The sequence below is a fragment of the Mesorhizobium muleiense genome (assembly GCF_900099905.1).
Lineage (GTDB): Bacteria > Pseudomonadota > Alphaproteobacteria > Rhizobiales > Rhizobiaceae > Mesorhizobium > Mesorhizobium muleiense.
Map to the genome: position 1 here is coordinate 52,178 of NZ_FNEE01000027.1, position 13,751 is coordinate 65,928.

Below are 13,751 nucleotides of genomic sequence, written 5' to 3' on the forward strand. Positions count from 1 at the left end.
TTCTCAGTTTGCCCTGGACGCGGCCATCGACCGCCAGACCGGCCGCAGCGCCTCATGCGCCAATGTGTAGGACGGAACCGCCCGCTCATAGATCGCGGCAAGTTTTCGGTCGCTCGGTTCCGCCGCGCCCAGCAGCGGCGTGACCCATTCGCCGACGCATTCGTCCATCGAACTGTATTGGCCGACGCAGACCGCAGCGATCATCGCGGCGCCCGCGGCACCGGCTTCCTCGCGTTGGCTGGTGCGAATGTCGGCGCCGACGACAGCGCCGAGGATCTTGCGCAGAGCCGGGCTTCTGGCGGCGCCGCCGGTCAGCCGGATTTCGCTCGGCAGCGGCCCCATGGCGGCGTAGCAATCCCGCGACGCGAATGCCAGCCCCTCAAAAACAGCGCGAACCATATCGGCATAACCGTGCCGCGACGAGATGCCGACGAAACCGGCCCTGGCATTGGCATCGACGAACGGCCCGCGCTCGCCGGCCTCCGACACATAGGGCTGATAGAGCAGCGAGGCCGGCTCCGATGACGATATCCATTCGTCGACCAACGCGATCATCTCGCCATTGCTGCGGGTGATGCCTTGCGAGGCGAGTATGCCGGAGGCGAGGCTAAGGATCCAATCGATGTTGAGCGTCGCTGCCATGTTCGACTGCATCTGCGCAAAGACGTCGGGCGCCGGCATCGTCATCGTGTAGCCGGTCCTGGCCTCGTTGAGCAGCACCTCGTCCGGCGTCTGAGCAAGCCGCATATGCATGCCGGTGGAGCCGATGATCGAGCAGCCAGGCTTGCGCTCGCGGTCGAGCAGGCCGGCGCCGAGCGCGGTGCAGGCCACGTCGACATAGGCCAGTACCACCGGCGTACCGGAAAGCAGCCCGGTCGCTTTGGCAGCCGCCGCCGACAGGCCGGCGCTATGCCTGGTGCCGTCGACGATCGGCGGCAGCAGATGCCTGAGGTCGGCGACGCCGAGCACCTCAAGCACCTCGTCGCAATAGCCGCGGGTGCGGAAGTCGCCAAAGGTGAAGGTGCCCTCGGAAGGATCGGTGGCGCGTTCGCCGGTCAGGTTGAAATAGAGCCAGTCCTTGCAATGGAACGCTGTCGCGGCGCCGGCAAGCCTGTCAGGCGCGTTGCGCTTCATGAAGGCAAGCTGCGGCCCCTGCTGGCAGGCGGCGAGCCCGCTGCCGGTCTTTTCGAAACGAAGCCGGTCATCGGGGCGCGCGCGGATCTCCTCGACGATGGCGGCAGCGCGCGCGTCGAGCCACAGCCAGCCCTTGGCGACCGGGTCACCGTCCTTGTCGATCAGCCAGGTGCCGTCGCCCTGCCCGGTCACGGCGATCGCAATGATGCGGCTGGCGAGGTCCGGCACCTTGTCGGCAAGCTGGCGCAATGTGGTCGCGGTATCGGTCCAGGTGCGTGCCAGATCCTGCTCGGCGCCGCCGCCCGGCAAGGTCTCGTACCGGTTCGGCACCGCCGCGGCCGCGAGCTGCCGGCCCGCCGTGTCGAAGGCGACGGATTTGATGACAGACGTGCCGGCGTCGATGCCGATCAGCACATCCCGCATCAGGCAAGCTCCATGCCGTGCGAAATGGCCATGCCGCTGGCCTGATCGAAGACGTGCAGATTTTTCGGATCGATGCTGATGTTGATCGGCGCGCCAAGCTCCAGCCGGGTCCGGTCATGTTCGACCAGGACCAGCGAGCCGCCGGCGAAATCCGCCGCGATATGGGTCTGGTCGCCGAGCCATTGGTTGGCCGAAACCGTAGCCGGCACGCCGTCCTTCGAGCGGCGAACCGCATAGGGCCTGACACCGATGACGACCCGCTGCCGTTTGAGCAATTCGTCGCGAACCGAGCCGCTGAACGCGTCCTTGTCATAGTCGAGTGAAAGCCCGTCGGGCAGCCGCAGATTGATCTTGTCGGCGGCCGTGCCGACATAGGCCTCGAAGACATTCATCGGCGGCTCGCCGACGAACGTGCCGGTGAACAGGTTGGCCGGCCGCTGCTTGAGCATATCGGGCGTATCGAACTGCTGCAGCACGCCGCCTTCCATCACCGCGATCCGGTCGGCCAATGCATTGGCCTCGGTCTGGTCGTGAGTGACCAGGATCGCGGTCAAGCCGCGCTCCTTGATGAAGTGCTTGATGCGGCCGCGCAGCACCGCGCGAAGCTGCGGCTCGAGCTGGCCCATCGGTTCGTCCAGCAGATGCAGGTCGGCCTCGCGGATCAGTGCCCGGCCGAGGCTGGCGCGCTGTTGCTGGCCGCCGGAGATGGAACTCGGATAGCGCTCAAGAATGTCCTCGATCTCGAGCAGCTTGGCGATGCTGGCAACTTTCGCGTCGACCTGACTTTTCGGCAGCCTGGCCGCCTTCAGGGCAAACGCCATGTTCTCGCGCACGGTCAGCGGCGGATACAGCGAATAGCCCTCGAACGCCATCGCCACATTGCGCTTGACCGGCGGCAGCGTGTGCACCTTGCGGCCGGCAACCGAAATGCTGCCGCGCGAGACCTCTTCGAAGCCGGCGATCATGCGCAATGTCGAAGTCTTGCCGCAGCCGGACGAGCCGAGCAGTGCGACGATCTCGCCCTTGTCGATTTCCATTGTCAGATTCTGAACGGCGTGCACACCTCGGTCGATCGGGCCGTAGAATTTGTCGACGCCGGAAATGGTGAGTGCGCTCTGGCTCATGCCGCTTCTCCGCTGCGCAAATTGACGACGTTTTTCGAGCCGATACGGTCGCCATTGGCACGATCGAACAGCAGGGCGCTTTTGCCGTCGACGGCGATATGGGCCCTGCCCTCGGTTTGACCCGCTGTTCCGGCCGGCCGGGAGACCAGGATTTCGCGGCCGCGCACGGTGCGCACCAGCGTGACGATCTTTTCGTTGAGCGGCGTCTCCGCCTCGACGGTCACCGGAATGGCAGCAGATGTTCCTTCGTCGACGAAGCGCAGCGCTTCGGGCCGCAAGCCGATCACGCAATCGCGGCCGACCGTGGCGTCATAGGCGCCGGTCAGATGGACCTGGACATTCGACAGACCGACATAGATGCCCTTGGCATCGCGCGACGGCTTGACGTCGAGCAGGTTGATTGTCGGATCGCCGAACAGCCGCGCGATCTCGATGTTGGCCGGCTCGCGATAGATCTGCTCGGGCGTGCCGAGCTGCTTGATGACGCCTTGCGACATCACCGCGATGCGATCGCCGAGCGCCATGGCCTCCTTGTAGTCCTGGGTGACGTAGACGACGGTCGCACCGCGATCTGCCAGCAGCCTCGGCAGTTCGAGCCGCATCTCGAAGCGCAGTTTGGCATCGACGTTGCGCAGCGGATCGTCGAGCAGCAGCACCGGCGGCGAGCCGACCAGAGCGCGGGCGAGCGCGGTGCGCTGCTTCTGGCCGTTGGACAGCGCCCGTGGCTTGTGGCTGAGCACGTGGCCGATCTTCAGCAGCTTGGCGACGCTCTCGACACCCGCCTTCATCGCGCTTTGCGACGATCGCTTGGCCTGAAGCGGCGTGGCGATGTTGTCGAAGGCGGTCATGTGCGGAAACAGCGCGAAATTCTGGAATGCCATGCCGACGCCGCGGAACTCGGCGTCAAGATCGGTCATGTCCTCGCCGCCGATGAAGATTTTTCCCTCATCAGGGTCGATGACGCCGGCGACGAGCCGCAGCAGCACCGTCTTGCCGGCGCCGGACGGTCCGAACAGGACCAGGGTTTCGCCGTCGGCGACGCTCAACGACAGATTGTCGAGCACAGTCTGGCTCTTGTAGCGCTTGACGACATTTCGCAATTCGAGGCTGGCCATCGGGAGCTATCCTTTCACCGCACCGAGCGACAGGCCTTCGACGAGATAGCGCTGCGCGTAAAGGGCGAGCGCCAGCGTCGGGGTGATCGACAGCACGATCGCTGCCGAGATCTGGCCGTACTGGATGCCGGAGGAGGTGATGAAGGCGAGCGCGCCGACCGTCACCGGCTGCTTGTCGGCCGAAGCGAGCACGAGCGCGAAGATGAAATTGTTCCAGGCGAAGATGAAGGCGAGCAGGCCGGCAGCCGCGATGCCGGGGCCGGCGAGCGGCAGCGCGATCTTGCGGAAGGTGGCGAACCAGGAATGGCCGGCAATGCGATAGGCGTATTCGATATCGGCCGGGATGTCCTCGAAATAGCCGCGCACGATCCACAGGATCAGCGGCAGGCAGATCAGCTGATAGACCCAGATCAGCCCGATATAGGTGTTGGCCAGTCCAAGCTTCTGGAAATAGAGGGTGAGCGGCAGGAGCACCAGCAGCGCCGGCGCGAACCGGAACGACAGCAGCGTGAAGGCGATGTCCTCCGAGCCGCGGAATTTGTGCCGGGCAAAGGCGTAAGCGGCGGGGACGCCGAGCAGCAGCGCGACGGCGACCGAGGTGACCGACAGGAACACCGAATTCCACAGGTTGCGCATGAAGGCGATGTCGAGTGTGCCGGCCGCCGTGGTCAGCTTGCCGGTGATCAGCGCGGTGTAGTTGGCCAGAGTCGGCTTGAAGACAAGCTGCGGCGGAATCCGCAGGATGGTCTCGTTGGTCTGGAAGGACATCATGAGGATCCAGACGATCGGGAACATGAAGAAGATCACGACCAACGTCAGGGCTATGCCACGCAGGATGCGTTCGAGAAGCGAGGTGTGTTCCATCCCGGCCTCCTATGCCAGGCCGCGGGCGCGTTCGCGCAGCCGCAGCCAGTTCTTGATGAAGATGTTCGAGAGGAAATAGGTGATCGCCCACAGGATGATCATCAGCGCCGCCGAGCGGCCGACATTGGTCGACTGGAAGAAATTGAGATAGGCCTCGACCTGGAAGACGGTCAGCGTGTCGCCCGGACCGCCCTGGGTCATGGCATAGATGATGTCGAACTGCTGGATGGAATCCAGCAGGCGAAACAGCGTCGCCGTCAGGATGTAGGGCGTCAGCATCGGCAAGGTGATGCGGAAGAACACAAAACTCCGCGGCACGCCGTCAAGTGCCGCCGCCTCGAAGGGCTGCGTCGGCAGGCTGCGCAGGCCGGCAAGCAGCAGGATCATGATGAAGGGCGTGTAGACCCAGATATCGACAAGCACCACCGTGAAAAGCGCGGTCGACGGCGACGAAGCCCAGCGGAAATCCTGCAATCCGATCAGGCTGGCGAGGTAGCTCAGCACGCCAAAGCCGGGATTGGTCATCAGCTTCCACATCAGCGCGGCAAGCGCCGGCGCTGTCATCAGCGGCATCAACAGCATGATCGAGATGAAGTTGTTCAGCGTCGAGCGCTTCTGCAGCAGCATGGCGATGCCGAGACCGAGAAGCAGTTCAAGCAGCACGGTGATGCCGGCATAGAGCAGCGATATCTCCAGCGTGTTCCAGAACCTCGGGTCGGTGAAAAACGAGATATAGTTGTCGCCCCAGTTGAACTGCCGCGCCCAGGGCTGGCTCAGCCGGTAGCGCTGGAACGAATAGACGACCGATGTGAAGAACGGGATCAGGATGCCGATGCAGACGAGCAGGGCCGGCAGGCTGAGCACATAGGGCAGCACTTTCTTGCTGATCCTGAAGCCGGAAGGCCTGTTTCTTTGCATTGTCGCCGTAGTCATCGTGGCTCACCCGTCATCTCTGTTGCTTCGCCCTGCCGGCCGCCCAGGGAGCTAGGCGGCCGGTTGGGCGAGTGGCGGCACCGCCAGTGTTTGAGTATCGGAATTTCCCAAAACCGGTTTGGGTCCGATGCTCCGGGCGCCGCTTCGCAGTGGAATGGCCGGCTGGCCCGCAGCAGCGGGCCGGCCGGCCGCCAGGACTCAGCCGAGCCCGGCTTCCTTGAGCTGGCCGTCGACGCTGGTGGCCAGCATGTCGAGGCCCTCGTCGACCGGCACTTCCTTGGCCACCATCTTCTGCAGCGTCGCCGCCCATTCGGTGGTCAGATCGAAGAACAGCGGCTGCGGGGTGAACTTGATGCTGGCGCCGGGCGCCGAGACGTCGAACATCTCGACATAGCCCGGATAGCTCTTGTTCAGCTTCTCGCGGAACATCTGGTCGTTCCAGACCGACTGACGCACCGGATTGACGAAGTCCATCTCGGTCGCACCGAACAGTGCATGCTCGGGCCCTGATGCCCATTGCATGAAGTACCAGGTGGCGTCCTTGTCCTTGGAGAAATTAGACATCGACAGCGACCAGATCCAGATGTTGGGCGTCGGAGCCTTGGCGGCGGGATTGGCCTTGAAGGCGGAGAAGGCGAGCTTGCCGGCCATCTTGTTGTCGCCGCCATTCATGAAGTAGCCGAGGATGTCGGCGTCGAAGATCATCGCCGAGGCGCCGGCGCCAAGATCGGTGCCGACCTGATACCAGGTGTAGGTCGACCAGTCCTTGGGGCCGCTCTCCTGAATCATCTGGACCCACTGCTTGTGGAAGGCCTTGGATTCGGCGGTGTTCATCGCGGCCGACAATTTGCCGTCGGCCGAGACATTCAGGTCCTTCTGGTCAAAGTTGGCATAAGCCGACAGGAAGCCGGGATGGATCGTCGCCCAGGAGCGCGAACCGCGCACGCCGATGCCGTAGACGCCGCCGCCGACATCCTTGGTGAGCTTGGCCGCCGTAGCGACCATCTCGTCCATATTGCCGGGGACACTGACCCCGACCTTGTCAAACATGCCCTTGTTGTAGGTGATGTTGTTCTGTTCGAAGCCCCACGGAATGCACCACTGCTTGGCGTCGTCGGAACCGAGCACGCCGCCAGGCTGACCGTTCCAGGCGCAGGACTTCCTGACGCCGGGCAGGAAGTCGTCCCAGGCATAGTTCACATTGGTCTTGGTCGGATCCTTGATCCATTCGTTGAGGTCGGTGATCCAGCCGGCCGGGCCGTAGGTCCAGGTCATGTAGGCGCCGGTCATGAAGGCATCGTATTCAGGCGAGCTGGCCGACAGCGCAGCGGTGACCTTGTCGAAATAGACATCCTCCGGGAAGACGTCGTAGACGACTTCCATGCCGGTCAACTTCTTGAAGTTTTCAAGGTTGGCGATCATCGCATCCGCGTAAGGATGCTTGTTGAGCAAGAGCTTGATGGTCTTGCCCTTGTGCGCCTGCCAGTCGAAGTCCGCCGCCAGCGCACGGGTCTGCCCCAGATTGAGCAGCGTTCCGGCCGTGCCGGCGGCAAGGCCCATCGCGCCAAGGCCCTTGATCAGCCCACGACGATCGACTTGTCCGCGCAGGAACGCGTCGATCAGGTCTTTTTCTTTCTCATGCATTTGTCTTCTCCTCCACAGGGTAGTTTCAATCGAATGGCTGCCGGCTACCCGACCGGCGTCTGCTCCACGAGTTTTCGCGCCGTCCGCTCATCGGTGACCAGGCCCTTGAGATAGCGACCCTCCAACACCGATTTGATGGCACGAACCTTCACCTTGCCGCCGGCAACGGCGACAATCCTGCGATTGCTGATGTCTTCGCGCGCCAGTGCCAGCGCGCGGTTGGAAAGCGTCGTCTCGACCGCCTTTCCAGCGTCATCGAAGAAATGGCCGAGCAGCTCGCCGACTCCGCCGTTGCGGCGGATCTCCTCCATTTCGCCCTTCTCGATCATGCCGGTGGCGACCAGCGACGCCTCGCGCTCGGCAGTGCCGATGCCGGCGATGAGCAGGTCGGCGGCCTTGCCGAGATCAAAAACCTCGCTGATACCCTTCTGCCCGAGCAGCACGGTTCGATCCTCGACCGTGTTGGCGAACATCGGCACCGGCATCACATAGGCTTCGGCGCCGGTCCGTTCGGCCAGGCGGTGAATGACGTCGTGCGGATTGGCCGAGAACTTGCGCGTCAGGCCGCCAAGCAGCGAAACGAAGCGGGTCTTTTCGGCCGATATGCGCGGCAGATATTCGACGCAGGCGGCGAGCGTGCGGCCATGGCCGACGCCGATCAGCGTATCCTCGCCGCGTTCGATCTCACGCTTGAGGAACTGCGCGCCGGCGATGCCGAGCGCCTTGAGCGGCAAGTCTTCGCCATCGAAGTCGGGAACGACCTCGCAATAGTCGAGGCCGTAGCGGCTGGACAAATCGTCTTCAAGCGCGACGCATTCCGACACTTCGCCGTCGATATAGACTTTGACCAGCCCTTCCTGATTGGCCTTGGTGATAAGGCGATGCGCCTTGAGGCTGGTCAGGCCAAGCCGCTTGGCAACCTCCGACTGGGTCAGCCCGCCAGCATAATGGAGCCAGGCGGCGCGCGTCGCCATACTGGTTTCATCGTCGCGCAGGAGGCCGTTTCCAAAACCAACCATTTCCGCCCTAAGATATTTTTATCAGGTGATGCAAAATTTTTCACAAGGTGTCGCAGGAGTCAAGCGCCGCAGCGTTCAAATCACCTTGAGAGGGCAAAAAAGGCCTGCTGAAGCAGCCATCGTGCAGGGCGGTGCCAGTCTGAATTGCGCCGACCGTATCGAGCGGCCAACCAAGTCGCATCTGGTGCTGGTGACCGATCTCTACGAGGGCGGCAATGGCCAGGAATTGCTGCGGCGGCTGGCGGCGCTTGTTCGATCCGGCGTCAATGTCGTCGTGCTTCTGGCACTGACCGACCAAGGCCGGCCCGGCTATGATCCGGCAATGGCAGGTTCGGTTGCCGCACTGGGCATTCCGGTCTTCGCCTGCACGCCGGATTTGTTTCCGGACATGATGGCGGCGGCATTGCGCCGGGAAGATATCGGCGCTTGGGCCGCGGGCGCCGACATCAAGCTGGTTCGCGCCGAGACCGAGGCTCCCAGGGCGGACGACTGAGCCCCATGTCCCAGAGGGTTGCCGAACTCCTGTCGCGGCTGGAAAGCGGCTGGACAGGTCAGCGATTTTGGCCGGCAGTTCCGCTATTCATGTCCTTCAATCCCGCATGCGCCACGGCGATGCGAGCGGCAAGCGCGGCGTTGTTGCGGACCAGCGCGATGTTGGCCTTCAGGCTGCGGCCTTGCGAAAGCTCGTTGATGCGGGCGAGCAGGAACGGCGTCAGCTCCTTGCGTCCGATGCCGCGTTCTTCGGCTTCCGCCACCGCTGCCGTGATCGTGCCGTCGATGAAGGCCGGTTCGAGCGCATCCGCTTGCGGAATTGGGTTGGCGACGAGGATGCCGGTGCCCGAGCCGATCTGCTCGTGCAGCAGCATGGCCTGCGCAATGTCCTGCGGCGTATCGAGGCGGTGATCGGCTTTAAGTCCGCTGGAGCGCGTATAAAAAGCCGGAAAGTCGTCGCTCTGGTAGGCAATCACCGGCACGCGCTGGGTCTCCAGATATTCCAGCGTTTTTGCAATATCGAGGATCGATTTCACGCCGGCGCAGACGACGGTCGTGCCGGTCTGGCCGAGTTCGGTCAGGTCGGCCGAAATATCGAAAGTGGCCTCGGCGCCACGATGCACGCCGCCGACGCCGCCGGTCGCGAAAATACCGATGCCAGCCAATGCAGCGATCCGCATCGTCGCCGAGACCGTCGTCCCGGCCGAGCCGCCGCCCACCATAATGGCGGCGAGGTCGCGCCCGGACGCCTTGACCACGTCCTTTGCCGCTGCCAGCTGCTCCAGCTCGCGGTCGTCGAGCCCGACCTTGATCTTGCCGGCGACCACCGCGATGGTGGCGGGCACGGCGCCATTCTCGCGCACCACGGTCTCGACGCTGCGGGCAGTCTCCAGATTGGCCGGATAGGGCATGCCGTGGGTGATGATCGTCGATTCCAGCGCCACCACCGCGCGGCCTTCACGAAGTGCTGCAGCGACTTCGTCGTTCAGATGGAGAAGGGAAGGTTTCATCGTCGTTTCGCTTTCAGGTTCGACTCGCGTTCAGGCGGGAATGCGGTACATGCCGGCGGTGAGGAAGCGCGGCGACAGATCGGGATGGACGCTGGATTCGCTCTCGGTGGTCAGCGTGGCGAGCAGCGCCCCGGTGCGCGCCGCGTCGAGCACGGGATCGCCCGAAAGCACCTTGTACAGGGTGCCGGCAATCATTGCGTCGCCGGCTCCGGTGATGTCGACGGCGCGGGCCGGGACGGAACGCATCGTTGCCACGCCGCCCTCGGTCGCGACCGCAAATCCGTGCGCGCCCATGGTCACAATCACCTCGCTGGCGCCGGCCGCGCGCAGCGCCGCCGCGGCCTCTTTCGGCTTCAGCACCTTGTCGGCATCGGTGATGCCAAGCATCGTATTGGCCTCGTCATGGTTGGTGAATAAAAGGTCGATGCCGGACAGGTCCTTGGGCAGGCGTGCCGATTTCGGCGACGACACCGTATCGACGGCGAGCTTGAAGCGCGCGCCCTGCTTGCGTGACATCAGCGCCGCGATCGTCGCGGCCGGCAGGTTGCAGTCGATGAACACCCAATTCGCCGAAGCCAGATGCGGCCAGAAACGGTCGAGACAGGATGGCGAAAACAGATCGAAGATCTCCATGTCGGCGATGCCGAGCACGAGATCGTTATTGAGGTCGAGGATCGCTGCATATTCCGCCGTCGGCCGTTCCGTTGACGTGATGACCTGGCTGACGTCGGCGCCGAGGTCGCGTAAATGCCGCACCAGCGAGCGGCCGGTCTCGTCGTCGCCGACAATCGAAACGAAGCTTATGTCGACGCCGAGGCGGACAAGGTTCTCGGCGACGTTGCGGGCGACGCCGCCGAAGCTGCGGTAGCCGGCGACCGGGTTCGACGTCCCGAAGATCAGATCCTTCCTGGCGTGGTACTTGCGGTCGAGGACGGCGCCGCCGATGCAGATCATGCGCTTGGACGCCGGCAAGACATAGCCGCGGCCAAGAATGTAGCCCTTGTTGACGAGTTGCACGATGTGGGCCGCGACGGTCGAGCGGGCAATACCGAGCGCGGTCGCTATATCCTGCTGGCCGGCGAACGGGTTCGCCGCAATGAGATCCAGCACTGCCTGTTCCTGTGCTCCAAGGTCGTCCATCGCCTCACCCCGGCCCGCGCAATTCATGTTGAACATTGATCAACAACAGATGATGTTGTCAACATTTGTTTGGCTGGCGAGCCTGTCGATGCCAGTCTCTGGTACTGGTCAACGCCCGGCGCCGCATCACATTACTTGTTGCCGATGGCAAGAAGTTTGAAAGCAGGCGGATGAACGAACAGGAGTTGATGTCGGAGCTGGAGCGGTTGGTTTCCGAGGATCGGAACCCGAGGACGATGGATATCGACCTGCTGCCGACCATCGAGATCCTGCGCCTGATCAATGACGAGGACAGCGGCGTTCCGGCCGCCGTCGAGAAGGTCATTCCGGAAATTGCTGCCGCGGTAGACCGGATCGTTGGTGCGTTTCAAAAAGGCGCGCGGCTTGTCTATATGGGCGCCGGCACGAGCGGCCGGCTGGGGGTTCTCGACGCCTCGGAGTGTCCGCCAACATTTGGCGTGCCCGAGGGCATGGTGCTCGGCCTGATCGCGGGCGGCCCGAATGCGCTGGTGCGGGCTGTGGAAGGCGCCGAGGACGATCCGCAACAAGGCATCAAGGCACTGCAGGACATCAAGTTGACCGCCGACGATGTGGTGGTCGGCATCGCGGTCAGCGGCCGCACACCCTACGTCATCGGCGGCTTGACCTATGCAAGGCAGGTGGGAGCAACGACCGTGGCGCTTTCCTGCAATCCCAGTTCAGTCATTGCCGGCATTGCCGATATCGCCATCTCTCCGCTTGTCGGCCCCGAGGTTCTCGCCGGGTCGACCCGGCTGAAGTCGGGAACCGCGCAAAAGCTGGTTCTCAACATGCTGACGACAGCCAGCATGATCCGGATCGGCAAGAGCTATCAGAACCTGATGGTCGACCTCAATCCCAGCAACAAGAAGCTCGTCGCCAGGGCGGTCGGGATCGTCATGCAGACCACCGGCTGCACAGCGCAGCAGGCACGACGGGCGCTCGACCAGACCGGCAAGGACGTCAAGCTGGCGATACTGGTGACAATCACCGGGATGGGCATCGAAGAGGCGCGCAAGGCGCTCGACAATGCGGGCGGGTTTTTGCGAAAGGCGATCGGCGAAAAGACGCTGTGAAGCTGTCTGGATACCGGTATACCAGTATCCAGGATGGACCGACTTCGACAAAGGCAGGGCATGGGACCTTGCTCACCAAACGGATCCGTCCGACACATCCGTTTCGACAGCGCGGGATTATCGAGATTCGCCCATCGGTCGGCGATCGCGTCAACGGAGCCTAACAAATGATGATTGCGAAAAGTGGCGAACCAATCTGGGCCGTCGGCCTGATGACCGGCACCGTGCTGGACGGCAATATCGATGTTGCGCTGATCAAGACCGACGGCGAGCGGATCGCGGATTTCGGCACCTATACGCTGGCGCCTTACCCCGGCTCAATCCGGACGCTGCTGGAGGAGACGCTGGATCAGGCCAGGGCGTGGAATTTTGCCGGACCGGAGCCGGCGATCTTTCGCGAAGCTGAACAAGCGCTGACGCGCGCCCAATCAGCGGCCGTCAAGGACCTGGTCGAAAGCTACGGGCTGACGATGGCCGATATCGGCGTCGTCGGCTTCCATGGCCAGACCGTGCTGCATCGCGCCCCGCAATCCGGCCGGCTCGGCCAGACCCGCCAGCTCGGCGATGGGGCGTTGATGCATGCAATCCTGGGAACCAAGGTCGCCTATGATTTCCGTTCGGCCGACATGCGCGCCGGCGGGCAGGGGGCGCCGCTGTCGGCGGCCTACCACGCCGCGCTGCTGCGCGATGCCGATATCAGCGGCGACACGGCGGTGCTCAATCTCGGCGGCGTCGCCAACATCACCTGGTGGGACGGCAAGGACAATGTCGTCGCTTTCGACACCGGACCGGCCAATGCGCCGCTGAACGATTTCATCAAGTCGAAGGGTTTGGGTGAGATGGACCGCGACGGCGCGATTGCCCGTGCCGGAACTGTGGACGAAGCCCGGCTGGCCAAGCTGTTGCAGCATCCGTATCTGGCCAAGCCCTATCCAAAATCGCTGGACCGGTTCGATTTTGGCGCGGCCATGGCGGTTGGGATGAATGCTGAGGATGGTGCCGCACTGCTGACGGCCTTCACCACCGCGGCCGTCGGCAAGGCGCTCGACCTTCTGCCGCACCGGCCGAGGCGGCTGGTGGTCAGCGGCGGCGGCCGCCACAACCCGACGATCATGGCGATGCTTGCCAGCCGCGCCGGCGTCGAAGCGGTTCCGGCGGAGGCGCTCGGCTGGAAGGGTGACGCGGTCGAGGCGGAGTGCTTTGCCTTCCTTGCGGTTCGCGTGCTCAGAGGCCTGCCGATCAGTTTTCCGAGCACCACCGGTGTGCCGCAGCCGATGCGCGGCGGACGCCTTGCCGGCTGATCAAGCCAGCAGTTTCTTCTGCAGGAAGACGCGGCTGCGACCGGCGGGAAAATCGGGAAGCACGCCGAACAGCCGATACCCCTGACGCTCATAGGCGGTTGCCGCGTTCGGATTGAACGTGTCGATCAAGGCGCCATGACAGCCGCGTGCGATGGCTTCCTGTTCGGCTGCGTCCAGCATTCTGCCGGCCATGCGCTGGCCGCGCAGTCGCTCATCAACCCACAGCCATTGCACATAGAGCCAGCCCCAGGCGGTGTATCCCGAGATGCCGGCGACAACCGCACGGTGCTCGTCGCGCACGAACACGGCGAGCACCTTCCTGTTGGCCGGACCGACTTCGCTGTCGTTGAACGCGCTGAGCCGCTCCCCGAGAAAAGCGAGTTCTTTCGGCGAAGGGTCGGCGGTGGTTTCAAGCGTCATGTTCATCGCTTGTCCAGACAGACTCATAGCCGGATACC

Annotated in this window: 13 protein-coding genes; 3 read left to right on the forward strand and 10 right to left on the reverse strand. The window is 63.6% G+C overall.

Features of this window, described 5'->3' with window-relative positions; translation table 11 throughout:
* Positions 1-3 precede the first annotated feature (3 nt).
* The 7 genes from BLT09_RS29210 to BLT09_RS29240 all read right to left on the reverse strand — a co-directional run bounded on the left by BLT09_RS29210 (position 4) and on the right by BLT09_RS29240 (position 8,256).
* Positions 4-1,557 (reverse strand): FGGY-family carbohydrate kinase, encoded by a 1,554-nt coding sequence (locus BLT09_RS29210; RefSeq protein ID WP_091599898.1) that lies wholly within the window; start codon positions 1,555-1,557, stop codon positions 4-6.
* On the reverse strand, positions 1,557-2,681 hold the full coding sequence (locus tag BLT09_RS29215) for an ABC transporter ATP-binding protein (protein WP_091599900.1): 1,125 nt from the start codon (positions 2,679-2,681) through the stop codon (positions 1,557-1,559). The genes BLT09_RS29210 and BLT09_RS29215 overlap by 1 nt, the downstream gene beginning before the upstream one ends.
* On the reverse strand, positions 2,678-3,796 hold the full coding sequence (locus tag BLT09_RS29220) for an ABC transporter ATP-binding protein (RefSeq protein ID WP_091599902.1): 1,119 nt from the start codon (positions 3,794-3,796) through the stop codon (positions 2,678-2,680). Before BLT09_RS29220 ends, BLT09_RS29215 begins: the two co-directional genes overlap by 4 nt.
* A gap of 6 nt (positions 3,797-3,802) precedes the next feature.
* Positions 3,803-4,660 carry a carbohydrate ABC transporter permease gene (locus BLT09_RS29225; RefSeq protein ID WP_023800184.1) on the reverse strand — a complete coding sequence of 286 codons (858 nt, stop codon included), beginning with the start codon at positions 4,658-4,660 and terminating at the stop codon, positions 3,803-3,805.
* A gap of 9 nt (positions 4,661-4,669) precedes the next feature.
* Positions 4,670-5,593, reverse strand: coding sequence for a carbohydrate ABC transporter permease (locus BLT09_RS29230; RefSeq protein WP_091599904.1), 924 nt, complete (start codon positions 5,591-5,593; stop codon positions 4,670-4,672).
* 198 nt (positions 5,594-5,791) lie between these two features.
* Positions 5,792-7,237, reverse strand: coding sequence for an ABC transporter substrate-binding protein (locus BLT09_RS29235; RefSeq protein ID WP_091599906.1), 1,446 nt, complete (start codon positions 7,235-7,237; stop codon positions 5,792-5,794).
* Positions 7,238-7,281: 44 nt separating this feature from the next.
* Positions 7,282-8,256, reverse strand: a complete 975-nt coding sequence (locus tag BLT09_RS29240; protein ID WP_027152561.1) for a sugar-binding transcriptional regulator — start codon at positions 8,254-8,256, stop codon at positions 7,282-7,284.
* Between the two features lie 121 nt (positions 8,257-8,377).
* On the opposite strand from BLT09_RS29240, the gene BLT09_RS29245 reads away from it, so the two are divergent.
* Complete coding sequence (locus BLT09_RS29245; protein ID WP_413468395.1) at positions 8,378-8,749, forward strand: VWA domain-containing protein; 372 nt, start codon at positions 8,378-8,380, stop codon at positions 8,747-8,749.
* 58 nt (positions 8,750-8,807) lie between these two features.
* Here BLT09_RS29245 and BLT09_RS29250 read toward each other — a convergent pair whose 3' ends face one another.
* Positions 8,808-9,758, reverse strand: a complete 951-nt coding sequence (locus BLT09_RS29250; protein ID WP_091599908.1) for a pseudouridine-5'-phosphate glycosidase — start codon at positions 9,756-9,758, stop codon at positions 8,808-8,810.
* Positions 9,759-9,788: 30 nt separating this feature from the next.
* A complete protein-coding gene (locus tag BLT09_RS29255; RefSeq protein ID WP_091599910.1) occupies positions 9,789-10,898 on the reverse strand; it encodes a carbohydrate kinase in 1,110 nt (369 codons plus the stop codon).
* Positions 10,899-11,068: 170 nt separating this feature from the next.
* Here BLT09_RS29255 and murQ point away from each other — a divergent pair, with 170 nt between their 5' ends.
* The gene (murQ, locus tag BLT09_RS29260) at positions 11,069-11,992 is read left to right on the forward strand and encodes an N-acetylmuramic acid 6-phosphate etherase (protein ID WP_091599912.1); all 924 of its coding nucleotides are present in this window, start codon (positions 11,069-11,071) and stop codon (positions 11,990-11,992) included.
* Between the two features lie 170 nt (positions 11,993-12,162).
* Positions 12,163-13,293, forward strand: coding sequence for an anhydro-N-acetylmuramic acid kinase (locus tag BLT09_RS29265; protein ID WP_091599953.1), 1,131 nt, complete (start codon positions 12,163-12,165; stop codon positions 13,291-13,293).
* Here the strand turns inward: BLT09_RS29265 and BLT09_RS29270 are convergent, their stop codons facing one another.
* Positions 13,294-13,719, reverse strand: coding sequence for a GNAT family N-acetyltransferase (locus tag BLT09_RS29270; RefSeq protein ID WP_091599914.1), 426 nt, complete (start codon positions 13,717-13,719; stop codon positions 13,294-13,296). It abuts the gene before it with no gap.
* Positions 13,720-13,751 lie beyond the last annotated feature (32 nt).